Origin of the sequence: Streptomyces sp. NPDC017520, from assembly GCF_044329855.1 — a bacterium.
In the GTDB taxonomy this organism is placed as follows: Bacteria; Actinomycetota; Actinomycetes; order Streptomycetales; family Streptomycetaceae; genus Streptomyces.
On record NZ_JBIRKB010000002.1, the window covers coordinates 169176 to 192962 of the forward strand.

General features: G+C 71.6%; 19 protein-coding genes. 9 read left to right on the forward strand and 10 right to left on the reverse strand.

Annotation, left to right across the window (positions count from 1 at the left end; all coding sequences use genetic code 11):
* Window positions 1–169: 169 nt before the first annotated feature.
* Window positions 170–1066 (reverse strand): slipin family protein, encoded by an 897-nt coding sequence (locus ACH4KB_RS04850; RefSeq protein WP_398063617.1) that lies wholly within the window; start codon window positions 1064–1066, stop codon window positions 170–172.
* Window positions 1067–1319: 253 nt separating this feature from the next.
* Between ACH4KB_RS04850 and ACH4KB_RS04855 the strand changes: the two genes are divergently transcribed.
* The gene (locus ACH4KB_RS04855) at window positions 1320–1676 is read left to right on the forward strand and encodes a hypothetical protein (RefSeq protein ID WP_398063619.1); all 357 of its coding nucleotides are present in this window, start codon (window positions 1320–1322) and stop codon (window positions 1674–1676) included.
* Window positions 1677–1719: 43 nt separating this feature from the next.
* Here ACH4KB_RS04855 and ACH4KB_RS04860 read toward each other — a convergent pair whose 3' ends face one another.
* Window positions 1720–2418, reverse strand: a complete 699-nt coding sequence (locus ACH4KB_RS04860; protein ID WP_398063621.1) for a class I SAM-dependent methyltransferase — start codon at window positions 2416–2418, stop codon at window positions 1720–1722.
* 175 nt (window positions 2419–2593) lie between these two features.
* Here ACH4KB_RS04860 and ACH4KB_RS04865 point away from each other — a divergent pair, with 175 nt between their 5' ends.
* Complete coding sequence (locus tag ACH4KB_RS04865) at window positions 2594–2935, forward strand: DUF6343 family protein (protein WP_398063623.1); 342 nt, start codon at window positions 2594–2596, stop codon at window positions 2933–2935.
* Window positions 2936–2965: 30 nt separating this feature from the next.
* On the opposite strand, the gene ACH4KB_RS04870 is transcribed toward ACH4KB_RS04865, so the two are convergent.
* From ACH4KB_RS04870 to ACH4KB_RS04880, 3 genes are all read right to left on the reverse strand, one after another.
* A complete protein-coding gene (locus tag ACH4KB_RS04870) occupies window positions 2966–3334 on the reverse strand; it encodes a tetratricopeptide repeat protein (RefSeq protein WP_398063625.1) in 369 nt (122 codons plus the stop codon).
* Between the two features lie 86 nt (window positions 3335–3420).
* Window positions 3421–4026, reverse strand: coding sequence for a dephospho-CoA kinase (coaE, locus tag ACH4KB_RS04875; RefSeq protein ID WP_398063627.1), 606 nt, complete (start codon window positions 4024–4026; stop codon window positions 3421–3423).
* Window positions 4027–4057: 31 nt separating this feature from the next.
* Window positions 4058–4996 carry a PAC2 family protein gene (locus ACH4KB_RS04880; RefSeq protein WP_398063629.1) on the reverse strand — a complete coding sequence of 313 codons (939 nt, stop codon included), beginning with the start codon at window positions 4994–4996 and terminating at the stop codon, window positions 4058–4060.
* A 312-nt stretch (window positions 4997–5308) separates the two neighbouring features.
* Between ACH4KB_RS04880 and ACH4KB_RS04885 the strand changes: the two genes are divergently transcribed.
* Window positions 5309–6268, forward strand: a complete 960-nt coding sequence (locus tag ACH4KB_RS04885; protein ID WP_398063631.1) for a right-handed parallel beta-helix repeat-containing protein — start codon at window positions 5309–5311, stop codon at window positions 6266–6268.
* A 109-nt stretch (window positions 6269–6377) separates the two neighbouring features.
* Here ACH4KB_RS04885 and rpsA read toward each other — a convergent pair whose 3' ends face one another.
* Complete coding sequence (gene rpsA / locus ACH4KB_RS04890; RefSeq protein WP_024493912.1) at window positions 6378–7898, reverse strand: 30S ribosomal protein S1; 1521 nt, start codon at window positions 7896–7898, stop codon at window positions 6378–6380.
* A 409-nt stretch (window positions 7899–8307) separates the two neighbouring features.
* Here rpsA and ACH4KB_RS04895 point away from each other — a divergent pair, with 409 nt between their 5' ends.
* Entirely contained in the window at window positions 8308–9147 is an 840-nt protein-coding gene (locus ACH4KB_RS04895; RefSeq protein ID WP_398063633.1) for a class I SAM-dependent methyltransferase, read from the forward strand.
* Window positions 9148–9265: 118 nt separating this feature from the next.
* Window positions 9266–11767 carry an ATP-dependent helicase HrpB gene (gene hrpB, locus ACH4KB_RS04900; protein WP_398063635.1) on the forward strand — a complete coding sequence of 834 codons (2502 nt, stop codon included), beginning with the start codon at window positions 9266–9268 and terminating at the stop codon, window positions 11765–11767.
* On the opposite strand, the gene ACH4KB_RS04905 is transcribed toward hrpB, so the two are convergent.
* The 3 genes from ACH4KB_RS04905 to ACH4KB_RS04915 all read right to left on the reverse strand — a co-directional run bounded on the left by ACH4KB_RS04905 (window position 11754) and on the right by ACH4KB_RS04915 (window position 14903).
* Window positions 11754–12719, reverse strand: a complete 966-nt coding sequence (locus ACH4KB_RS04905; protein WP_398063637.1) for a DUF3068 domain-containing protein — start codon at window positions 12717–12719, stop codon at window positions 11754–11756. The two genes, hrpB and ACH4KB_RS04905, sit on opposite strands and share 14 nt — an antisense overlap.
* Window positions 12720–12745: 26 nt before the next feature.
* Complete coding sequence (locus tag ACH4KB_RS04910) at window positions 12746–12883, reverse strand: SPW_0924 family protein (RefSeq protein ID WP_398063639.1); 138 nt, start codon at window positions 12881–12883, stop codon at window positions 12746–12748.
* A 184-nt stretch (window positions 12884–13067) separates the two neighbouring features.
* Window positions 13068–14903 (reverse strand): lytic murein transglycosylase, encoded by a 1836-nt coding sequence (locus tag ACH4KB_RS04915; RefSeq protein WP_398063640.1) that lies wholly within the window; start codon window positions 14901–14903, stop codon window positions 13068–13070.
* Between the two features lie 188 nt (window positions 14904–15091).
* Here ACH4KB_RS04915 and ACH4KB_RS04920 point away from each other — a divergent pair, with 188 nt between their 5' ends.
* Window positions 15092–15985: a DUF4184 family protein gene (locus ACH4KB_RS04920; protein WP_398063642.1), complete on the forward strand. Its 894-nt coding sequence runs from the start codon at window positions 15092–15094 to the stop codon at window positions 15983–15985.
* Between the two features lie 145 nt (window positions 15986–16130).
* Here the strand turns inward: ACH4KB_RS04920 and polA are convergent, their stop codons facing one another.
* On the reverse strand, window positions 16131–18842 hold the full coding sequence (gene polA, locus ACH4KB_RS04925) for a DNA polymerase I (protein WP_398063644.1): 2712 nt from the start codon (window positions 18840–18842) through the stop codon (window positions 16131–16133).
* 131 nt (window positions 18843–18973) lie between these two features.
* Here polA and ACH4KB_RS04930 point away from each other — a divergent pair, with 131 nt between their 5' ends.
* The 3 genes from ACH4KB_RS04930 to ACH4KB_RS04940 all read left to right on the forward strand — a co-directional run bounded on the left by ACH4KB_RS04930 (window position 18974) and on the right by ACH4KB_RS04940 (window position 23702).
* The gene (locus tag ACH4KB_RS04930) at window positions 18974–21271 is read left to right on the forward strand and encodes an FdhF/YdeP family oxidoreductase (protein WP_398063646.1); all 2298 of its coding nucleotides are present in this window, start codon (window positions 18974–18976) and stop codon (window positions 21269–21271) included.
* Between the two features lie 73 nt (window positions 21272–21344).
* On the forward strand, window positions 21345–21815 hold the full coding sequence (locus tag ACH4KB_RS04935) for a PaaI family thioesterase (protein ID WP_398063648.1): 471 nt from the start codon (window positions 21345–21347) through the stop codon (window positions 21813–21815).
* Between the two features lie 675 nt (window positions 21816–22490).
* A complete protein-coding gene (locus ACH4KB_RS04940) occupies window positions 22491–23702 on the forward strand; it encodes a branched-chain amino acid ABC transporter substrate-binding protein (RefSeq protein WP_398064632.1) in 1212 nt (403 codons plus the stop codon).
* The last annotated feature ends 85 nt before the right edge of the window (window positions 23703–23787 follow it).

The window sequence follows — 23787 nt, forward strand, 5'->3', positions numbered from 1 at the left end:
TCCGCCACCCCCTCCCACCTGATCCGCGGTCTTTCGTCGGCACGGAATGTGCTGACTCCGCGAGTCTAGGCGGGAGGTCTGACACTGCGGACGCCCGCCGTATCACCCCAGGTCAGCGACGGCGTAATCGATCGGGCGGGTGCCCCGCTCCGCGTGCGGGCCGCCACGCTCAGTGATGGGCGAACGGCTGTTCCGATGAGGACGGCGCGGTCGGGGCGGTGGGAGGCGCGGCCGGAGCGAGGAGGTCGGCAGGTACGGCCGGGGCATGGGGTACGGCGGGTTCGTCGTGCCCCGTCTCCGCCGCCGGCTGCTGCGCGCGCTCCAGGAAGCGGAGCAGCTCGACCGGGAAGGGCAGCACCAGCGTGGAGTTCTTCTCCGCCGCGACGGCGACCACGGTCTGCAACAGCCTCAGCTGGAGCGCCGCGGGCTGGGCGGACATCTCGCCCGCCGCCTGCGCCAGCTTCTTGGAGGCCTGGAGCTCCGCGTCGGCGTTGATCACCCTGGCGCGTCGTTCCCGGTCGGCCTCGGCCTGGCGGGCCATGGACCGCTTCATGGTCTCCGGCAGCGAGACGTCCTTGATCTCCACCCGGTCGATCTGCACGCCCCAGCTGACCGCCGGGCTGTCGATCATGACCTCCAGCCCCTGGTTCAGCTTCTCGCGGTTGGACAGCAGATCGTCCAGGTCGCTCTTGCCGATGATCGACCGGAGCGAGGTCTGGGCCATCTGCGAGACGGCGAACCGGTAGTCCTCCACCGCGATGACGGCGTTCGTCGGGTCGACCACCTTGAAGTAGATGACAGCGTCCACGCGGACGGTGACGTTGTCCCGGGTGATGCCGTCCTGGGCGGGCACGGGCATGGTCACGATCTGCATGTTGACCTTGCGCAGCCGGTCGATCCCCGGCACGACCATGGTGAAGCCCGGCAGCCGCACATCGTCCCGCAGCCGGCCGAGCCGCAGCACCACACCGCGCTCGTACTGCCGGATCACCCGCGCCGCCGAGGCCACGTACAGCGCTCCGGCGCAGAGCACCGCCACCAGGGCGATCACTAGTTCCTGAACCATGACGGCCCCCTGGGACGAAGGGGAGCGGACACCCGCGTGCCCGTGGAACACCCTTGACGCATAACACCTTTTATAAATCTATGCCCCATTTGGGCGTATGGGGAACCCTGGTCCGTCGCACCGCGGCTCGCCCGGTCGGCCGCGCACCGGATGCCTGCCCGCCCCGGGGCGGGCAGGGTGGCCAGCGCCAGCACGTCTTCCCGACGTACCGAATCGCCGGACGAGCACCGGACGAGCAGACGAGGACCCGCCCATGTCCGTGACCGCCACCGTTCCCCGCCGCCGACGCCGCCTCGGGATCGCCGCCGGAGCCTCGCTCCTCACCCTCGCCGTCTCGGGCTGCTCGGGGCTCGGCCGCACCGCGGTGGGCCCGGTGACGTACAAGACGGAGCACGAAGCGGTGTTGCAGGTGGAGAGCCCGTCGGTACGCGGTTGCCACCGGATCGCACCGGTGGGAGCCCACGAGGTGGAGAACGGGACGCTGGTCGACGCCATCATGTACCGCACACGTGACTGCACGGGCGGCAGCACGATCTATGTGCCGACCGGGGTCAGCGATGTGACGGCGCCGGGCAGCGAGCCGTGGCGCAGCTACAGCTTCGTGCACTGAGCGGCTGGGGCGGGCGGGACGGGAGTCGGCCGGCCGCGGCCCCTCAGAGCACGGGCCGGGCCAGCAGCCAGGTGCCGTCGTCGGTGAGAGTGCGGTCCACCGCGAGTCCGGCCGTCGCCAGATGCCGGGCGATGTCCTCGTCGGACAGCTCCCGCGACAGGAAGGTCTGCGTCCACCGCGCGTCGTCGAAGTGATACTCCGCGCGCACCGAGCGCACACCGTCGCCCACCGGATCCGCGGAGACGATCCGGATGAGACCGCCGGACGGGTCGGTCCGCTCCCACGGCAGCTCCGAGCGGTGGGCCACCCCCTCGCGCTGGACGAGGACGATCCCGTCGTCCCGCACGTGGTCGCGGCAGACGCGCAGCATCCCGTCGCGCACCCGGTGCTCGCCCGCATGGACCAGGAACGAGCCGAGCAGCACCACGTCGAACCGCTCGCCGCCCAGGTCCAGCGTTTCGATGGGGCTCCGCACCCTGCGTGCCCCGACGATCTCCTCCAGCATCTCCGGCGACTCGTCCACCGCCGTCACCCGGAATCCGCGCCGCACCAGCGGGTGGGTCACGCGGCCCGCCCCACAGCCCAGTTCGAGGATGCTCGCCCCGGCGGGGGCCACGCCCGCGATCACGTCCGGCTCGTCGCCGGCGGAGAGCCGGCGGTACAGCTCCACCGCGCACCCGTCGGGCGTGATGGCTCCGGGACCGGTCCCCTCGTGCCCCTCGCGTACCAGTGATTCGCTCATGAAGGACGAACGAGCCGCCGCCGGGCGGGGTTCCCCGGCCATCACGCGGGGTCAGCGCCGGAGCCCGCAGCGTAGCGTCCCTCCCCGGGCCGCACCGCCGTTCCTTCCGCGTGCGCCGCGTGGTGTTTCCGTACGCCGCCGGACGGGTCCATGCTGGTGGGGTGAGGTGATCGTCATGCGTACCGGCAGTGAACCCGCGACCGCCCGCAGTCCGCTGCGGATGCGGCTCTGGCTGAGCCTGTGGGGCATGCTCTGGGCCCTCTTCGGCGTGGTGGCGTTCTCCCTGGCCGGACGACCGGGCTGGGCCGCGGCCTGCGGGGTGGTGCTGCTGCTCGCGGTCCTGGACCTCTGCGTGATCCGATACCGCATGCGCCAGGGCCCGCACTACCAGCCGGACCGTGACGTTCCGCCGTACGAGCCGGACCACGGCGACGGCCGTCCACACCGGGCGGGGCCCGGCACGGACAGCGGCTGGGAGAACGGGGGGCGGGCGGGCCCTCCTTCCGGGCGCCCCTAGGCCGTGTCCGGGTGTCGTCGGTCCGGTCCGTCAGGACCGCTCGTCGAACTTCGCGGCCCGGAGGTACTCCGGCTTCGGGTCGAGCGCCGCCGCCAGGCGGAAGTGCCGGGTCGCCTGCTCGGGACGCCCCGCCCGCTCGAAGGTACGGGCCAGGGCGAAGTGGGCGAACGCGTTGTCCGGCTCGCGCTCCAGCACCAGCTCGAATTCCAGCTCGGCGGGACGCAGTTGGGCGGCGGCGAAGAAGGCGCGGGCCCGGAGCAGCCGGGCGGCGGTGTTCTCCGGATGGGCGGCGATCACCGAGTCGAGGAGCTTGACGGCACCCCGGGGGTCCCGGGCGTCGAGCAGTTGCTCGGCCGCTCGGAAGTCGATGACGTGGGTCTGCGGATTCCTCTCGGGCACGGTCGCATCCTTCCCTTCCCTCGCGGGTTTCCAACGTTCACCCCCGAGCCGGTATTACGTCCGGCCGGGGCGTCCCCGCACGCGGCTCAGCGGGCGGCGGCGGCCCTGCGGACCAACTCGTCCCAGACCGTGCGCACCTGCGGTTCCAGCGCCTCCAACGGCCCGTCGTTGTCCACGATCAGGTCGGCGACGGCCCGGCGCTGGTCGCGCGTGGCCTGTGCGGCCATCCTGGCACGGGCGTCCGACTCCGTCATTCCGCGCAGCGTGACGAGCCGGTCGAGCTGGGTCTCGGCGGAGGCGTCGACGACCACGACCAGGTCGTAGAGGGGGGCGAGCCCGTTCTCCGTGAGGAGCGGGACGTCGTGGACGACGACGGCGTCCTCGGGGGCCGCCCGTTCCCGTTCGGCCGCGCGGGCGCCGACCAGGGGGTGGACGATCGCGTTGAGCGCGGCCAGCCGCCCGGCGTCGGCGAAGACGAGCGCGCCGAGCGCCGGGCGGTCCAGAGCGCCTTCGGCGGTCAGCACGCCCGGCCCGAACTCCTCGACGACGGCCGCGAGTCCGGGCGTACCGGGCTCGACGACCTCACGGGCGATCCGGTCGGAGTCGATCAGGACGGCACCGTACGTCACGAGCAGCCGCGACACTTCGCTCTTGCCGGCTCCGATGCCGCCGGTCAGGCCCACTTTCAGCATGGGCCGCAGCCTACGGGCCGGGCGGGGGCGCTCAGCCCTCGCCCTCCCGCTCGGCGAGGAAGCGCTCGAACTCGCGGCCGATCTCGTCGGCGGACGGCAGGTCGACCGGCTCGGCGACGAGGTTGCCGCGCGTCTCGGAGCCGGCGACGGCGTCGTACTGGTGCTCCAGGCCCTCGACGAGGGAGACCAGCTCCTCGTCGCCCTGGCCGATCTGCCGGTCGATCTCGGTCTGGGTGCGGTGCGCCTCGGTGCGCAGGGAGTGCGCGAGCGCGGGCAGCACGAGACCCGTCGCCGCGGTGATCGCCTCCAGCGCGGTCAGCGCCGCGTCCGGGTAGGAGGACCTGGCGACGTAGTGCGGGACGTGGGTGGCGACCCCGAGGACGTCGTGGCCCGCCTCCATCAGCCGGTACTCGACGAGGGCCTCGGCCGAACCGGGTACCTGGGCCTCGTCGAAGGGGCTTCGGTGGCCCGGCATCAGGTCGGTGCGGTTGCCGTGCGGGGTGATGCCGACGGGGCGGGTGTGCGGGACGCCCATCGGGATGCCGTGGAAGTTCACCGCGAGCCGTACGCCGAGGCGCTCGACGATCTGCTCGACGGCGGCGGCGAACCGCTCCCACTCCACATCCGGCTCCGGGCCCGACAGCAGCAGGAAGGGCGCTCCGGTGGCGTCCTGGACCACCCGCACCTCCAGGGTCGGAGCCTCGAAGGACGCCCAGCGGTCGCGCCGGAAGGTGAGCAGGGGGCGCCGTGCGCGGTAGTCGACGAGCCGGTCGTGGTCGAAGCGGGCGACGACCTGGTGCGGCAGCGTTTCGAGCAGGCCGTCGACGATCTGCTCGCCGGTCTCGCCCGCGTCGATGTAGCCGTCGAAGTGGTAGAGCATGACCAGGCCGGCCGACTCCTGCGCCAAGGCCATGTCGACGACGGCCAGGCCCTTCGGCTCCCATTCGTACAAACTCTGCGGATCAGGCACGGTTACCGCTCCTCCTCGTGTTCCTAGGCAAGAACACGAAGGGCGGCACGCGCATTCCCCGCACCCGGACTTTCCCCGGCGAGGGCGGGTCACGGCGTGTCAGTTGCCCGTGCCGCGCGAGCGGTTCGGCCTCTCCGGCAGCGCCCGCCGATCCTGGTCCAGACCTTGACGCGCCCCTCCGCCGTCCCTACCGTCTCTGGGCAACACGTTCAGACACGCATCTCGCGTTCATGTACAAGAACTGCACGACGAGAGCGTAGACGTTACCCGCACGAGAAGCATCCGGACCCCTCCGACGGGAAGGCACCCCCCATGCGCACCCGCTCCCCCCTCACCGCTCTGCTCGCCACAGCCCTGGCCGCCGGCGGTCTCACCCTGGCCGGCGCCGGGCCCGCGAACGCGGCGGTCATCGACGTCAGCACCGCGGCCCAGCTCAAGTCGGCACTCACCACCGTCTCCCCCGGTGACACGATCCGGCTCGCCGACGGCACGTACACCGGGAACTTCAAGGCCACCCGGCCCGGCACCTCCGGGGCGCGGATCGCCCTCACCGGCTCCAGCAGGGCGGTCCTGACCGCCGGCGGCGGCTACGGGCTGCACCTGAACGGCGCCTCGTACTGGACCGTCCAGGGCGTCACGGTCAGGGGCGGCCAGAAGGGCATCATGGCCGACGCGGCGAACGGCGTCGTCATCGACTCCGTGACCGTGCACGACCTCAACATGGAAGGCGTCCACTTCCGCAAGTCCAGCAAGAACGGCGTACTGAAGAACTCCCGGATCCACGACACCGGGCAGAACGGACGCGGCATGGGCGAGGGCGTGTACGTCGGTTCGGCCGGCGACCTCTCCGACCGCAGCGACAACGCGCAGATCCTCAACAACACCATCGGCCCGGGTGTCGGCGGCGAGAGCATCGACATCAAGGAGGGCACGACCGGCGCGAGGATCATCGGCAACACCTTCGACGGCCATGGACTGACCGGCGCCAACTACGACGACTCCTGGGTCGACGTGAAGGGCAACAACGTCCTGGTCGAGGGCAACAAGGGTTCGCGCACCACCAACAACGGCTACGAGACCCACACCCAGCAGAGCGGCTGGGGCTGCGGCACCGTCTTCCGCGACAACGCCTCGGACCTCTCCGGGGCCACCGGCGGCAAGCGACTCGCCATCAACGTCACCAACAACAGCTCCGGCTGCCGCACCACCGTGTACGCGAGCAACACCGTCACCGGCGGCAGGGGGCTGACCAACATCGCCGTCACTCCGTAACCGCCCCGCCCCGCCCCGCAGACGCGAGCGAGGCCCGCCCCCCGAAGGGGACGGGCCTCACTTACCGCTGTACAGCTACCGCAGCCGATGAGCCGCCGGGGTCAGAGCGTCAGCTCTGGCCGCCCGCGAGCTTCTCGCGCAGCGCGGCAAGGGCCTCGTCCGACGCCAGGGCGCCGGAGTTGTCCGCCGACTCCGAGGAGTAGGAGCCGCCGCCACCGCCACCGCTGCCACCGGAGGCGGCCGGAGCAGCGCCGGCCGGGGCGGCAGCGCCCTCGGCCGCAGCAGCCTCGTCGGCCTCGCGGGACTTGATGACCTGGGCCTGGTGCTGCTCGAAGCGCGTCTGCGCCTCGGCGTACTGGGTCTCCCAGACCTCGCGCTGCGCCTCGAAGCCCTCGAGCCAGTCGTTGGTCTCGGGGTCGAAGCCCTCGGGGTAGATGTAGTTGCCCTGGTCGTCGTACGACGCGGCCATGCCGTACAGCGTCGGGTCGAACTCGACCGAGGCCGGGTCGCCACCGAAGGACTCGTTGGCCTGCTTCAGCGAGAGGCTGATGCGACGACGCTCGAGGTCGATGTCGATGACCTTGACGAAGATCTCGTCGTTGACCTGGACGACCTGCTCCGGGATCTCCACGTGGCGCTCGGCCAGCTCGGAGATGTGGACCAGGCCCTCGATGCCCTCGTCGACGCGGACGAACGCACCGAAGGGAACGAGCTTGGTGACCTTACCCGGGACGACCTGACCGATCTGGTGCGTCCGGGCGAACTGCTGCCACGGGTCTTCCTGCGTCGCCTTGAGCGACAGGGAGACGCGCTCGCGGTCCATGTCGACGTCGAGAACCTCGACGGTGACTTCCTGGCCGACCTCGACAACCTCGGAGGGGTGGTCGATGTGCTTCCAGGACAGCTCGGAGACGTGCACGAGACCGTCGACGCCACCCAGGTCCACGAAGGCACCGAAGTTGACGATCGAGGAGACGACGCCGGAGCGGACCTGACCCTTCTGCAGGGTGGTGAGGAACGTCTGGCGAACCTCGGACTGGGTCTGCTCGAGCCAGGCACGGCGGGACAGGACCACGTTGTTGCGGTTCTTGTCCAGCTCGATGATCTTGGCCTCGAGCTCCTTGCCCACGTAGGGCTGGAGGTCGCGGACGCGACGCATCTCGACGAGCGACGCCGGCAGGAAGCCACGGAGGCCGATGTCGAGGATGAGACCACCCTTGACCACCTCGATGACGGTACCGGTGACGATGCCGTCCTCTTCCTTGATCTTCTCGATGGTGCCCCAAGCACGCTCGTACTGAGCGCGCTTCTTCGAGAGAATCAGGCGGCCTTCCTTGTCCTCCTTCTGGAGAACCAGGGCCTCGATCTCGTCGCCGACCTTGACGACCTCGTTCGGGTCGACGTCGTGCTTGATCGAGAGCTCGCGGCTCGGGATGACACCTTCGGTCTTGTAACCGATGTCGAGGAGAACTTCGTCCCGGTCAACCTTGACGATGACACCGTCAACGATGTCGCCGTCGTTGAAGTACTTGATCGTCTCGTCGATCGCCGCGAGGAACGCGTCCGCGTCGCCGATGTCGTTGACCGCAACCTGCGGAGTGGTGGCGGTGGTCTCGGTGCTGCTCGTCATGTGGGAAAGGGCTCCGGTACGGACAGAGAGTCGTAGGTACTGCTACGCCGAAAGCCCGTATCGCCTCTGCAGAAGCCGGACAGCCTGGAAAGCGCGCAATCCGTTTCCGGAGAGACGCCTCGACAACCGAGGGGACATGCAACAGACGCGAGCGCGGCCTGCTAGGTCTGAGGCGCGCAGGCTCGCAGCGCAACTTGTAGCATACGGGGGCAGCCGGACAGGGTCAATGCGCGAAGGCGCACACCCGGGGCACACCGCCCCGATTCCGGCACAACTCGTGTTCTCCGAGGCCGTATCGGCCCGAGAACACTACGGCACGGCGCCGCGGACGCGCGTCCGTACCCCCGGGGTGCGCCCCCTGGTACGTACCGCGCGCGGCGGGTGAAGGCAAACTACAACGACGGGCACGATGAGCCAAGAGATCCACGGGACCTACTCCGCAGAACCCGCAGAGCCCCCGGAGCCGGAGGCCACACGCCGTGCGGCGGACGAGACGGAGAGCAGCCGGGCCAGCCGCGGCTGGTGGGACCGGAACGCCGACGAGTACCAGAGCGACCACGGCGGCTTCCTGGGGGACGACCGCTTCGTCTGGGGTCCGGAGGGGCTGGACGAGGCGGACGCCGCCCTGCTGGGGCCCGCCGCCTCCCTCAGGGGCCTCGACGTCCTGGAGATCGGCGCCGGGGCCGCCCAGTGCTCGCGCTGGCTGGCCGGGCAGGGCGCCCGCCCGGTCGCGCTCGACCTCTCCCACCGCCAGCTCCAGCACGCCCTGCGGATCGGCGGGGACGTCCCGCTCGTCGAGGCCGACGCGGGCCGGCTCCCGTTCCGGGACGGCTCCTTCGACCTGGCCTGCTCCGCGTACGGGGCCGTGCCGTTCGTCGCCGACCCCGTGCGGGTCTTCCGCGAGGTCCACCGGGTGCTGCGGCCCGGCGGGCGCTGGGTGTTCTCCGTGACGCACCCGATCCGCTGGGCTTTCCCGGACGAGCCCGGGCCCGAGGGGCTGTCCGTCGCCGCCTCCTACTTCGACCGCGTCCCCTACGTGGAACAGGACGAGGACGGCGACGCCGTCTATGTGGAACACCACCGAACGCTGGGCGACCGGGTCCGGGACGTGGTGGCGGGCGGCTTCCGGCTGGTCGACCTGGTCGAACCGGAATGGCCCGCCTGGAACAACCAGGAGTGGGGCGGCTGGTCCCCGCTGCGCGGCAACCTGATCCCGGGCACGGCGATCTTCGTCTGCGAGCGGGGCTGAGCCGCTGACCGTCCGGGGTGCGCGGCCCCTGGGGGCGCTCCCGTACGACACCGGGGGTTCCCGTACGACGCTGGGGGCTCCCCTACGACACCGGGCGCTCCCGTACGACACTGGGGGCGTGATCCGCACCGAAGCCCTGGACCGACTGCCCGTCCGCACCGCCGTGCCCGCCCTGCGGCGCGCGCTCGACGACCGGGGCGTCGCCGTCCTGTGCGCCCCGCCCGGCACCGGCAAGACGACGCTCGTCCCGCTGGTGCTGGCCGGGCTGACCGGCGAGGGCCCGGCGCGCCGGGTCGTGGTCGCCGAGCCGCGCCGGATCGCCGCGCGGGCGGCGGCGCGGCGGATGGCCTGGCTGCTGGGCGAGCGGCCGGGCGAGCGGGTCGGCTTCACGGTGCGCGGCGAGCGCGTGGTGGGGCGGGACACGGTGGTGGAGGTCGTGACCACCGGGGTGCTGCTCCAGCGGCTCCAGCGGGATCAGGAGCTGGCCGGGGTGGACGTGGTGATCATCGACGAGTGCCACGAGCGGCATCTGGACGCGGACACGGTCGCCGCGTTCCTCCTGGACGTACGGGGCACGATCCGGCCCGATCTGCGGCTGGTGGCGGCGTCCGCGACGACGGACGCGGAGGGCTGGGCGCGGCTGCTCGGCGACGCCCCGGTGATCGAGGCGCAGGGCGTCTCGCATCCGGTGGAGGTCCTCTGGGCGCCGCCCGCCCGTCCGGTGAAGCCGCCGCACGGGATGCGGGTGGACCCCGCCCTGCTGACGCATGTGGCGGCGACCGTGCGGCGGGCGCTCGGGGAGCGGGCGGGGGATGTGCTCTGCTTCCTGCCCGGCGTCGGGGAGATCGGGCGGGTGGCCGGGCAGCTCGCGGGCGTGGACGCGGAGGTGCTCCAGGTGCACGGGCGGGCTCCGGCCGCCGTGCAGGACGCGGTGCTGGCCGGGTCCTCCGGGGGGCGGCGGGTGGTCCTGGCGACCTCGGTGGCGGAGTCGTCGCTGACGGTGCCGGGCGTGCGGGTCGTCGTCGACTCGGGTCTCGCGCGGGAGCCCCGTACCGACCATGCCCGGGGCCTGAGCGCCCTGAGCACCGTACGGGCCTCCCGGGCGGCCGGGCGGCAGCGTGCCGGGCGGGCGGGGCGGGAGGCCCCGGGGGCGGTGTACCGGTGCTGGGACCAGGCCGAGGACGTGCGGCTCGCGCGCTTCCCGTCACCCGAGATCAAGGTCGCCGACCTTGCCGCCTTCGCGCTCCAGGCGGCGTGCTGGGGCGATCCGGACGCCTCCTCGCTCGCGCTGCTGGACCCGCCGCCCGCCGGGGCGATGGGCGCCGCCCGGGAGGTGCTGGAGGCGATCGGCGCGGTGGACGACGGGGGCCGGGTCACCGAGCGCGGCACCCGGATGTCCCGTCTCGGGCTGCACCCCCGGCTGGCGCGGGCCCTGCTGGACGGCGCGCGGGAGGCCGGGGCGCGGCGGGCCGCGGAGGTGGTGGCGCTGCTGAGCGAGGAGCCGCCGAGGGAGTACGGGGACGATCTCGCGGCGGCGCTGCGGACCGCCCGCCGGGGCCAGGACGGATACGCGGGGCGCTGGAAGCAGGAGGTGCGCCGGCTGTCGGGCCAGGTGGACGGCGCCGGCTCCGGCGGGGCCCGCTCGGACGACGCCGTCGTCGGCCTCGTCGCCGCGCTGGCGTTCCCGGAGCGGGTGGCGCGGGCCCGGGGCGACGGGGCCTTCCTGATGGCGTCGGGCACGGGCGCGGAGCTGCGGGACGCCTCGCGGCTGCGCAGCGCGCCCTGGCTGGCCGTGGCGGTCGCGGACCGGCCCTCCCACGCGGCGTCGGCGCGGGTGCGGCTGGCGGCGGTGGTCGACGAGCCCACCGCGCTGCTGGCCGCCGGTCATCTGCGGGTGCGGGGCGAGGAGGTCCGGTGGGTGGACGGCGAGGTGGTGGCCCGGTCGGTGGACCGGCTGGGCGCGGTGGAGCTGGCGGTACGGCCGCTGCGGCAGCCCGATCCGGAGCTGGTGCGCGGGGCCCTGGCCGAGGGGCTGCGGCGGGAGGGGCTCGGGCTGCTGCGGTGGACCCGGGACAGTGAGCAGTTCCGGCTGCGGCTGGCGTTCCTGCACCGCGTGCTGGGCGCGCCGTGGCCGGACGTGTCGGACGCGGCGCTGCTCGCGGAGACCGGGGCGTGGCTGGAGCCGGAGCTGTCGCGGGCCCGGCTCCGCGCCGACCTGGGGCGGATCGACGCGGGCCAGGCGTTGCGGCGGCTGCTGCCCTGGGCGACCGGGGAGGCCGCCCGGCTCGACGAGCTGGCGCCGGAGCGGATCGAGGTGCCGAGCGGTTCCCGGATCAGGGTGGAGTACGGCGGCGAGCAGCCCGTCCTGGCGGTGAAGCTCCAGGAGCTGTTCGGACTGGCCGAGACGCCCCGGGTCGCCGGGGTGCCGGTCCTGGTGCACCTGCTCTCCCCCGCCGGGCGGCCCGCGGCCGTCACGGCGGACCTGGCGTCGTTCTGGCGGGAGGGCTACAAGGCGGTGCGGGCGGAGCTGCGCGGCCGCTACCCGAAGCATCCGTGGCCGGAGGACCCCGCGACCGTACCGGCGACGCGGTTCACCTCGGCGCGGCTCAAGCGGTCGTAGGACTCTCCGCCTGCCGGGACCGCGCCTCCAGCCAGAGGGCGAGCGCGAGCAGTGCGATGCCGAGGCCGAGGAAGCCCCAGGGCAGGTACGAGGTGAGGAGGAGGACCAGGACGCGCTGGGACTTCACCAGGTCGACGGTGTCCGCGATGTAGTCCTCGCGCATCTTCACATGGCCGGAGAACGCGGTGACGGTGTCCTCGGACATGCCCATCTTCTTGGCGTCGCGCAGCTCCTCCGTATGGATCTCCTCGCCGTTGACGGGGGCTCCGGTGACGGGGTCGACCCAGAACATGCGCTTCGTGGTGTACCAGCGGGTCATGCCGGTCTGCGCGATCTGTTCGGGGGTGATGCCCTCGATGGGCATCTTCTTGGGCATGGGGACCTTGGTCCACGGGATGGTCTGCTCGAAGTAGTAGACGTCCAGTCCCCGGAAGGTCCTGGTGCCCTTGTAGTGGATGGGGGCGGTGGTGCGGCTCTGGGCGTCGAAGTACTCGTAGTCGCGCTTCTCGGTGAGGAAGGGCCACTTGTACTCGATGCCCTCGCGCCGGACCGGGTCGCCGTCGACCATCTCGCCGGTGGCGTTGACGGGGGCCTGGCTGTGGGCGTCGAAGATGTAGCGCTCGGGGATCTCGGAGACCATCCTGCCGTCGGGGCCCTGGATGTAGGAGAGCGCGTCCCAGACGACGACGTCGCGTCCGGCGCTGCGTTCGATCTTCTCGGACTCCTCCACGTTGCCCTTGAGCGTCTGGACGATGGTGACCTTCTCGACCTTCCTGGCCTTGAGGGTGGTGTAGTCGAGGAGGGTGGCGGGGGACGCCTCCAGGACGACTTCCTGGTACTGGTTCGGCGGGACCTTGGCCAGGCGCGGGAAGGCGTACCAGCGCAGCAGGGGTGACAGGGCGGCGAAGAACACGGCGAAGGCCAGGAGTACGAGACCGGCTCGGCGGCGCATGGTGGTGACCTCTCCCTCTGCGGCGGCTATCTCTTCGGTCCCGGGACGGTGGTCAGCAGGGGTTTCGGCGAGGTCTCCCCGGCCGGGGAGCCGACGGCGGAGACGGTGAGCACGAGCGCGAGGGCGGCGGCCAGTCCGATGGCGGCGGCGACGAGGGCACGCATGCTCGGCCTCCCGGGGCGTGGTCCGGTGACGGCGACCTGATGGGCCGCCGGCTGCCTGATGGGGCGTCAGGGCTGGGGCACCGTAGCAACCGGGGCGCGAGATGAGAACAGAGCGGACAGCCCCTCGGCCGGATGACCGAGGGGCTGTGCGCGATGGCTGTGCGGCGTGGCGGGTGCGGCGGGGTCAGGCTTCGGGGGTTTCCGTCTCCTTCGGAGCCGCCTCCTCCGGGGCGGTCTCCTCCGGGGCAGTCTCCTCCGGGGCGGTCTCCTCGGGGGCGGTCTCCTCCGGGGCCTGGATGGTGAGTTCGATGACGACCGAGGCGCCGCCCTCGGTGGTGAGGCGCAGTTTGAAGGTGCCCTCGGTGTCGTCCGCGAAGATCTCCGGGAGCCGGAGCACACCCTCGGCGTCCGTCGTCAGGGTGGTCAGGGTCCGCACCGGCTTGCCGGCCGCGTCCTTGAAGTACGGGCCCTTGTCGTTGTCGAACAGCCCCAGGGGGTCCTTGACCATGGTGGCAGTGACGGCCACTCCGGCCGCCGCGGCGTCCTTGTACGTGGCCCTGACGGTGACGGCGTCCGCGAACTTCTCGCCGGGCGCGGCGACGAGCGCCTTCTCGTCGGTCCGGACGAGCGCGTCGGCCTGGCGGGCGGTGACGGTCGCCGCGTAGGTCAGGGTGCGCGGCCTGCCGGTGCCCGCGACGGCGGTCACCGTGAACTCCCCGGCCTTCTCGCCGGCCCTGAGCTGCGGCGCGGTGGCGGTGCCGTCGGACCCGGTCCGCACCGTGACGGTCTTCTTGCCGCCGGCGAAGAGCGTGCCGGTGTTCCCGGTGACGGTGAACGTGACGGGCACCTTGCCGAGCGGAGCGCCGAGCGCGTTGCGGGCGAGGACGGTGACCCGCTCGTCGAACGCCTGGCCCGCGGTGGCGCGCAGCGGGCCGGTGCCCGCGTTCTCCAGGGAGCCGAAGGTCTCGGCCGGCGTCGGCTTGGAGGTGGGCGGCTTCGGCGGCTTCGGCGTCGGGCTGGTGGAGCCGTCGCCGGGCTTCGAGGAGCCCGGGCCCGGCTTCCCGCCCGGCTTGTCCGGGGAGGGCTTCGGGCTCGGGGTGGTGCCCGGGCTCGGGGTTCCCGGGCTCGGGGTGGTGCCCGGGTTCGGAGTTCCCGGGTTCGGGCTCGGGGTGGCGCCGGAGGGGATGCTCGGAGTGGTGGGCAGCGTTCCGGTGCCGTCGGGGATCTCGTGCGTACCGCGCTGGTAGTACGAGAACCAGGAGCGGACCGTGCGCAGGTACTCCCCCGACTGGTTGTAGCTCAGCACGGCCTTGTCGAGGTCGGCGGCGATGGCCAGATCCCGGTCGTTGGCGCAGAGGTAACGGCCGGCGGCGAGCGCCGCGTCGTAGATGTTGTTGGGGTCCTTGCGGCCGTCGCTGTTGGCGTCCTGGCCCCAGGCGGCCCAGGTCGACGGGATGAACTGCATCGGGCCGACCGCACGGTCGTGGACCGCGTCGCTGTCGTACGCCCCGCCGTCGGTGTCCTTGATCAGGGCGAAGCCCTGGCCGTTGAGGGCCGGGCCGAGGATCGGGGGGCTGGCGGTGCCGTTGGCGTCGACGCGTCCGCCGCGCGCCTGGCCGGACTCGACCTTGCCGATCGCCGCGAGGAGCTGCCAGGGCAGCCGGCAGGTGGGGTCCGTCGTCCTGACGGTCTGCTCGGCCTGCTTGTACGCGGCCAGGATCGACGCCGGGATGCCGGCTTCCGCTCTCCCGGTCACCGGCAGATTGCTGGAGGCTCCGGGCTTGTTGGGTGTGACCAGGGGCGGAAGGTCCGTGTAGTAGGGCGAGTTGCCGGTCGCGGCGCCGTCGTCCTCGGTGCTCGCGGTGTCCTCACCGGCCGCCTTCGGGTCACCGCCGCCGGCGGCTCCGTCGGCCAGGGTCGCTGCGGGCGCCTGCGAGGCCGCGAGTGCCGCCACGGCGGCCGCCGCCACCGCGGTGGTCGTGGCCCCCTTGCGCAGACGTCGGCGAATGTGCGCTGCCATACGTTCCGGTCCCTCCCCCTCGAAGGCTGCTCGCGCTCCCCAGCGCAAGGACTCCAGCGACCCTACGGCAACTTGTGTCGGCCGAGCACCGAGCCCTGACCGCTTCTTACTGTTTTTTCACGTTCGCGGGCGCATGTTGTCCTGCCGGCCACGGAAGGGTGCCCGAACGGTCGCGCATACTTGCCGCCATGCCGTTCACGCTCAGTCATGCCGCGGCCGTGCTCCCGGCGATCCGCCGGAACGGGACGGCCCGGTGGCCGCTGTTCCCCTCCGCTCTCGTCGCCGGTTCGTTCGCGCCCGACATCACCTACTTCGCGGACACGGTGGCCCCCGGGGCGATGGCGTTCGGATCGTTCACGCACACCTTCCTCGGGGTCGTCACGGTGAACGTGGTCATCGCGGCGGCGCTGGTGACGGTGTGGGTCCTGCTGCGGGAGCCGTTGGCGGCGCTGCTGCCGGTACGCGTACGGGGCCGCGTCCACGTCTTCGTGCGGGGGCAGCGGTGGACGCGCGCCTCCTTCGGTCCTTCCGCCTGGCTGTGGTTCGCCGTCTCCGGCGCGCTGGGGGCGGCCACGCATGTGGTGTGGGACGCGTTCACCCACCACAGCCGGTGGGGGACGGAGCTGGTGCCGGTGCTCAGCCGCAGCGTCGGCGGCTTCCCGGTGTACCAGTTCGTCCAGTACGGCAGTTCGGCCCTGGCCCTCGTGGTCATCGGCTGGTTCGCCGTCACCGGCCTCCGGCTGACCCCGAAGGCCGCCGCGCCCGAGGAGGTGCCGGTGCTCGGCCGCCGGGAGAGGTGGGGCGCTCTCGGCCTGCTGGGCCTGTGCGTGCTGCTCGGCGCCGTCCACCGGTGCGTCCGCTGGTACGCCCGCTTCGGCCGGGTGGAGAGCCCGCTCGACATCATCCCCACCGCCTGCTTCGGCGCGGGCGCCGGGCTGGCGGGCGGGCTGCTGCTGTACGGGGTGTGGATGCGGCTGCCGGGCAGGCGGCGGGGGACGCGGGGCCCGGAGCGGACGCCGGTAGCGGAGGGGACGCCGGTAGCGGAGGGGACCCGTACGGAAGCGCCGGCAGGCCCGAGGTAGCGGCGAGGCCCCGTACGGAAGCGCCGGCAGGCCGGGGGTAGCGGCGAGGCCCCGCGCGGGAGCGCCGGCAGGCCGGGGGTAGGGCCGAGCGGCAGGACCGGGCCCGGAACCGTGACGCGGCCCGGGCCCGGCCTCTGCCGGTGGCTCAGTGCGCGGCCGACTCCCAGTCCTCGCCGACGCCGACCGACACGTCGAGCGGGGCCCGCAGCTCGACCGCGTGGGCCATCTCGTGGCGCAGGATCTCCTCCACCCGCTTCCGCTCGCCCTTCGCGATCTCCAGGACGATTTCGTCGTGGACCTGGAGCAGCATCCGCGAGGTCAGCCCGGCCTCGGTGAGCGCCTTGTCCACCCGCAGCATCGCGACCTTCACGATGTCCGCGGCGGTGCCCTGGATCGGGGCGTTGAGCGCCATCCGCTCGGCGGCCTCGCGGCGCTGACGGTTGTCGCTGTTCAGGTCGGGGAGATAGCGGCGCCGGCCGAGGATCGTCTCCGTGTACCCGGTGGCCCTGGCCTCCTCGACGACCCGGTGGAGATAGTCCCGTACCCCGCCGAACCGCTCGAAGTAGGTGTCCATCAGCACCCGGGCCTCGGCGGGGTCGATGTTCAGCTGCTGGGAGAGGCCGAACGCGGAGAGACCGTACGCCAGGCCGTAGGACATGGCCTTGATCTTGCGGCGCATCTCCGCGTCGACCGCGTCCTTCCCGACGCCGAAGACCTGCGAGGCGACCGTGGTGTGGAGGTCCTCGCCGGAGGTGAACGCCTCGATCAGACCGGCGTCCTCGGAGAGGTGCGCCATGACCCGGAGCTCGATCTGGCTGTAGTCCGCCGTCATCAGCGTCTCGAAGCCCTCGCCGACGACGAAGCCCCGGCGGATCGCCCGGCCCTCGTCCGTGCGGACGGGGATGTTCTGGAGGTTGGGTTCGGTGGAGGAGAGCCGGCCGGTCGCCGCCACCGTCTGGTTGAAGGTGGTGTGGATCCGTCCGTCGGCGGCGATCGTCTTGATCAGGCCCTCGACGGTGACCCGTAGCCTGGCCTGATCGCGGTGGCGCAGCATGAGGACCGGCAGCTCGTGCTCGGTCTGCGCGGCCAGCCAGGCCAGCGCGTCCGCGTCCGTCGTGTATCCCGTCTTGGTCTTCTTCGTCTTCGGCAGGCCCAGCTCGCCGAAGAGGATCTCCTGGAGCTGCTTGGGCGATCCGAGGTTGAACTCACGGCCCACCGCCGCGTGCGCTTCCTTGATCGCCTGCTGCACGGTCCCGGCGAACTGCTGCTCCATCCCCTCCAGGTGGGCCCGGTCCGCGGCGATCCCGTGCCGCTCCAGACGGGCCAGGAGGATCGACGTCGGCAGCTCCATGTCGTGCAGCAGCTCCGCCGCGCCCACCTCCTTGAGGCGGGTGGTGAACGCGTCGCCCAGGTCGAGCACGGCACGGGCCTGCGCCATCAGGGCGTCCGACTCGGCCCGGTCGTCCGCGCCGAACGCCAGCTGCCCGTCGGAGGCGGCGGCCGGGGCCAGCTCCCGGCCCAGGTACTCCACGGCCAGCGCGTCCAGGGCGAAGGAGCGCCGTCCCGGCTTCACCAGATACGCGGCGAGCGCGGTGTCCATCGCGACGCCTTCGAGCCGCCAGCCGTGCTCGGGCAGGACCCGCATCACGTTCTTCGCGTTGTGCAGGACCTTCGGCCGGGCCGGGTCCGACACCCAGGCGGCGAACGCCCGCTCGTCGGTCTCCTCCAGCTGGGTGGGGTCCAGCCAGGCGGCGGCACCGTCGGCGGCGGCGAGCGCGATCTCCGTGACCGTGCCGGCGCCGAGCGACCAGGTGTCCACCGTCATGACGCCGAGCGGCTGCGCGCCGTGCGTCTCCAGCCACGGGGCGACCTCGCCGGAGCCGAGCACGACCCCGTCCAGCTCGATCCCGGCGGCGGGCGCGGGCGGCTCGGCCTCCGCCGCACCCGGGTCGACGGCGAGGAGGCGCTCGCGCAGGCTCGGGTTGCGGATCTCCAGTATGTCCAGGACACCGGTGACCGCCGTGCGGTCGTACGGGGCGCGCTCCAGCTCGGCCGGGGTCTTCGGCAGCTCCACGTCACGGACCATCTCGGTCAGCACCCGGTTCATCTTCACCGCGTCCAGGTGGTCGCGGAAATTCTGCCCGGCCTTGCCCTTGACCTCATCGGCCCGCTCGACCAGCTCGGCGAAGGAGCCGAACTGGTTGATCCACTTCGCGGCCGTCTTCTCACCGACGCCCGGAATGCCGGGGAGGTTGTCGGACGGGTCGCCGCGCAGGGCGGCGAAGTCCGGATACTGCTGGGGGGTGAGCCCGTACTTCTCGACGACCTTCTCGGGCGTGAACCGGGTCAGCTCGGAGACCCCCTTGGTGGGGTACAGCACGGTCACGTTCTCCGTGATCAGCTGGAAGGAGTCCCGGTCGCCGGTGACGATCAGCACCTCGAACCCGGCCGCCTCGGCCTGGGTCGCCAGCGTCGCGATGACGTCGTCCGCCTCGAAACCGTCCACCGCGAACCGGTCCGCGTGCATCGCGTCCAGCAGCTCGCCGATCAGCTCGACCTGCCCCTTGAACTCGTCGGGGGTCTTGGAGCGGTTCGCCTTGTACTCCGGGAACTCCGTCGCCCGCCAGGTCTTGCGGGACACGTCGAACGCCACCGCGAAGTGCGTGGGCGCCTCATCACGCAGTGTGTTCGCCAGCATCGACATGAAGCCGTACACGGCATTCGTCGGCTGCCCCACCGCCGTCGTGAAATTCTCCGCGGGCAGGGCGAAGAACGCCCGGTACGCCAGGGAGTGCCCGTCCATGAGGAGCAGGCGCGGTCGGTTGTCTGCCGTCTTCTTCGATGCCGTCTCAGCCACGCCCCCGATCCTGCCACGGCCCACTGACAATCCGGACCGGCGCGACATCCGGGGGGCCGTGACAGGATCGACGGTGAGGACGTACGGAGGACGTACGGACGTGGAAGAAGCGCTCGAAGGGGAGCAGCATCATGGCCACCAAGCCGCCGACCGGAGACCCGGTCCAGGACGCCCCGCAGGTCGAGCCGGCCCCGCACGCCGCCGCGGGCCTGCCCGCCGTCGCCCACTCCCTGCGCATCGCGCAGCAGCAGATGGGGGTGCGCCGCACCGCGCAGACCCTCCTCAAGGTCAACCAGAAGGACGGCTTCGACTGCCCCGGCTGCGCGTGGCCCGAGGGCGACAAGCGGCACACCGCCGAATTCTGCGAGAACGGCGCCAAGGCCGTCGCCGAGGAGGCGACCCTGCGCCGCGTCACCCCCGCCTTCTTCGCCGCCCACCCACTGGCCGACCTCGCCGGACGCAGCGGCTACTGGCTCGGCCAGCAGGGCAGGATCACCCAGCCGGTGTACCTCCCCGAGGGCGCCGACCGGTACGAGGCGGTGACCTGGGAGCGGGCCTTCGCGATCATCGCCGAGGAGCTGACCGCCCTCGCCTCCCCCGACGAGGCCCTCTTCTACACCTCAGGACGCACGAGCAACGAGGCCGCGTTCCTGCTCCAGCTCTTCGCCCGCGAGTTCGGCACCAACAACCTCCCCGACTGCTCCAACATGTGCCACGAGTCATCCGGCTCGGCGCTCACCGAGACCATCGGCGTCGGCAAGGGCAGCGTCTCCCTGGAGGACCTGCACCAGGCCGACCTGATCATCGTCGCCGGACAGAACCCCGGCACCAACCACCCCCGGATGCTCTCCGCCCTGGAGAAGGCGAAGACCTCCGGGGCGAAGATCATCTCGGTGAACCCGCTGCCCGAAGCCGGCATGGAGCGGTTCAAGAACCCCCAGACCCCGCAGGGCATGATCCGGGGCACCGCCCTCAACGACCTCTTCCTCCAGATCCGCATCGGCGGCGACCAGGCCCTCTTCCGCCTCCTCAACAAGCTGATCCTCGCCACCGACGGCGCCGTCGACACCGCGTTCGTCACCGAACACACCCACGGCTACGACGAGTTCACCAAGGCCGCCGAAGCAGCCGACTGGGACGAGACCCTCACCGCGACCGGCCTGACCCGCGCCGAGATCGAGCAGGCCCTCGCCCTCGTCCTCGCCTCGAAACGCACCATCGTCTGCTGGGCGATGGGCCTCACCCAGCACAAGCACTCCGTGCCCACCATCCGCGAAGTCGTCAACTTCCTTCTCCTGCGCGGAAACATCGGCCGCCCCGGCGCCGGGGTCTGCCCGGTGCGCGGCCACTCCAACGTCCAGGGCGACCGCACCATGGGCATCTTCGAACGGCCCGCACCGGCCTTCCTCGACGCCCTCGACAAGGAGTTCGGGATCACCTCGCCGCGCCACCACGGCCTGGACGTGGTGCGCTCCATCCAGGCCCTGCGCGACGGCGACGCGAAGGTCTTCTTCGCGATGGGCGGCAACTTCGTCGCGGCCACACCCGACACCGCCGTCACCGAGGCCGCGATGCGCCGCGCCCGCCTCACCGTCCACGTCTCGACCAAGCTCAACCGCTCCCACGCCGTGACCGGGACCCGCGCCCTGATCCTGCCCACCCTCGGCCGGACCGACAAGGACGTCCAGGCGAGCGGCAAGCAGTTCGTCACCGTCGAGGACTCCATGGGCATGGTCCACGCCTCACGCGGCAACCTCGCCCCCGCGAGCCCCCAGCTGCTCTCCGAGCCGGCCATCGTCGCCCGCCTCGCCCGCGCCGTCCTCGGCGCCGACTCCCGTACCGACTGGGAGGCCTTCGAGCGCGACTACGCCACCATCCGCGACCGCATCTCCCGCGTCGTCCCCGGCTTCGAGGACTTCAACACCCGCGTCGCCCGCCCCGGCGGCTTCACCCTCCCCCACGCCCCCCGCGACGAGCGCCGCTTCCCCACCGCCACCGGCCGCGCCAACTTCACCGCCGCCCCCGTCGAGTACCCCGAACTCCCCGACGGCAGGCTCCTGTTGCAGACCCTGCGCTCCCACGACCAGTACAACACCACCATCTACGGCCTCGACGACCGCTACCGGGGCATCAAAGGCGGCCGCCGCATCGTCATGGTCAACCCCGAGGACGCCGCCGCCCTCGGCCTCGCCGACGGCGCGTACACCGACCTCGTCAGCGAGTGGAAGGACGGCGTCGAGCGCCGCGCGGCCGGCTTCCGCGTCGTCCACTACCCCACCGCCCGGGGCTGCGCCGCCGCCTACTACCCGGAGACCAACGTCCTGGTCCCCCTGGACTCCACGGCCGACACCAGCAACACCCCGGCCAGCAAATCGGTCGTCGTCCGCTTCGAGAGCACCCGGAGCGACGGAAGGACCGCCGCCCCCTAAGCGTCCGCTCAGCCGTCTGGTAAGAACAATGCAGACAGCAACGAAACGAGCGCACCGAAACGGAGCCGGACCCATGGGCGAGCACACCACACCCCTCTTCCCGCAGGAAGTCATCGACGAGTACGCGGCACTCGGCGTCGACCTGCCCGCCCTCTTCTCCGCCGGCCACCTCGGCGAGCGCATGGGCGTCACCATCGTCGAGGCCTCCGCCGACCGCGTCGTCGGCACCATGCCCGTCGAGGGCAACACCCAGCCCTACGGACTCCTGCACGGCGGCGCCTCCGCCGTCCTCGCCGAAACCCTCGGCTCCATCGGCTCCATGCTCCACGGCGGAGCCTCCAAGCTCGCCGTCGGCGTCGACCTCAACTGCACCCACCACCGAGGCGTCCGCAACGGCCTCGTCACCGGCGTCGCCACCCCCGTGCACCAGGGCCGCTCCACCGCCACGTACGAGATCGTCATCACCGACGAACAGGACAAGCGAGTCTGCACCGCACGCCTCACCTGCCTCCTCCGCGACGCCCCCCGCCCCGAAGCCGGCTGAGCCCCGTCCCGGAGCCGGCTGACCCCCGCCCCTAAGCCCGCTGACCCCCGCCACCCTCAACCCCTCGCCCCGCACGGCGAACCCACCTGCCCGGCCAGAACCGCACCCTGTGCATTCCGGCCGGGCAGTGCCATATCCCCACCAAAAAACGACAGTTGGCCAACACACTCGGTCAACTTCCTTGACCACACAGCACGTTCCATGAGCCACTCAGCAGCCACATCAGCCCCCGCAGCCCCGCCGACCAAACCGCCGATGTAACACTCCGTAACACGCAGGCAATGCGGAATCCAGCCGCACACCCCGGCCACGGACACCCGGGGAACTTCGCCGCGCCCACCGCGCCCACCGAACCGCGTCAGCACCAAGATCACCCCAAGCCCCTTAGCAGAGCTGCGCGTTCTCACCATGTGGTCCTTCCGCACTCCAGGCGAAACCGCCACATGTCCTCACAGGAACCTCAAGCCTTGCTCAAGGGCATAACAAGAGAGTCACATCCGCCGCCGACCAGTCCCGGTGGCCCCCAGCTGCGCTTAGAGTCACCGCCAGTCACCGCGCCGCCGGGCGCGTCTGCTGCACGGCCCTGTACCAACCCAGTACGGCCCGGCGATCGTCACGGCACCTCAAGCAGAGGAGGCCGCGCCAGGGAAAGGACTTTTCGTGCGACACCGTTCTTTGCTCATACTCACCGCAGTGCTCACCACCGGAGCACTCACCCTCACCGCCTGCGGTTCGCGCGACGACAGCAAGAGCAGCGGCGGCGACGGAGGCAACCAGACGGTCGTCATCGGCCTCGACGCCCCGCTCACCGGCGACCTCTCCGCCCTCGGCCTCGGCATCAAGAACTCCGCCGACCTCGCCGTCAAGACGGCGAACAAGGAAAAGACCGTCCCCGGCATCACCTTCAAGCTGGAAGCACTCGACGACCAGGCCCAGCCCTCCGTCGGCCAGCAGAACGCCGTCAAGCTCATCGGCACCAAAGAGGTCCTCGGTGTCGTCGGCCCGCTGAACTCCGGCGTCGCCCAGTCGATGCAGAAGCCGCTCAACGACGCCAAGCTGACCCAGGTCTCCCCCGCCAACACCGGCACCGAGCTGACCCAGGGCAACAACTGGAAGACCGGCGACAAGAAGCGCCCCTACGCGTCCTACTTCCGCACCGCCACCACGGACCAGATCCAGGGCGCCTTCGCGGCCAAGTACCTCTTCGAGACCGCGAAGATCAAGGACGTCTACCTCATCGACGACCAGAAGCCCTACGGCGCCGGACTCGCCGCCTCCTTCAAGGCGACGTTCACCGAACTCGGCGGCAAGATCGTCGGCACCGACCACGTCAACCCCGAGGACCGCGACTTCAACTCCGTCGCCACCAAGGTCAAGAGCTCCAAGGCCAAGGCCGTCTACTACGGCGGCGAGTACCCCGCCGGCGCCCCCCTGAGCCAGCAGATCAAGGACAGCGTCAAGATCCCCTTCATGGGCGGCGACGGCATGTACAGCGCCGACTTCATCAAGCTCAACAAGAAGGCCGAAGGCGACATCGCCACCTCCGTCGGCAAGCCCGTCGAGGAGCTGGAGTCCGCCAAGAAGTTCATCGCCGACTACAAGACGGCCGGCTACAAGGACGCCTACGAGGCCTACGGCGGCGGCACCTACGACGCCACCTGGTCCATCATCGAGGCCGTCAAGATCGTCGCCGCCGAGAACGACGGCAAGATCCCCGCGGACGACGCCCGCGCCAAGGTCCTCGCAGCCATGGACAAGGTCAAGTTCGAAGGCGTCACCGGCCCCGTCTCCTTCGACGAATACGGCGACACCACCAACACCCTGATGACCGCCTACCAGGTCACCGGCGGCAAGTGGGTCTCCAAGGTCAGCAGCACCGTCGAGTAGTCACCGGCCGGGCCACGACCCCGCCACCCTCACACAAAGCAACCAGACCGCGCGGGAGCGCTACGAGCCCTCCCGCGCGGTGCCA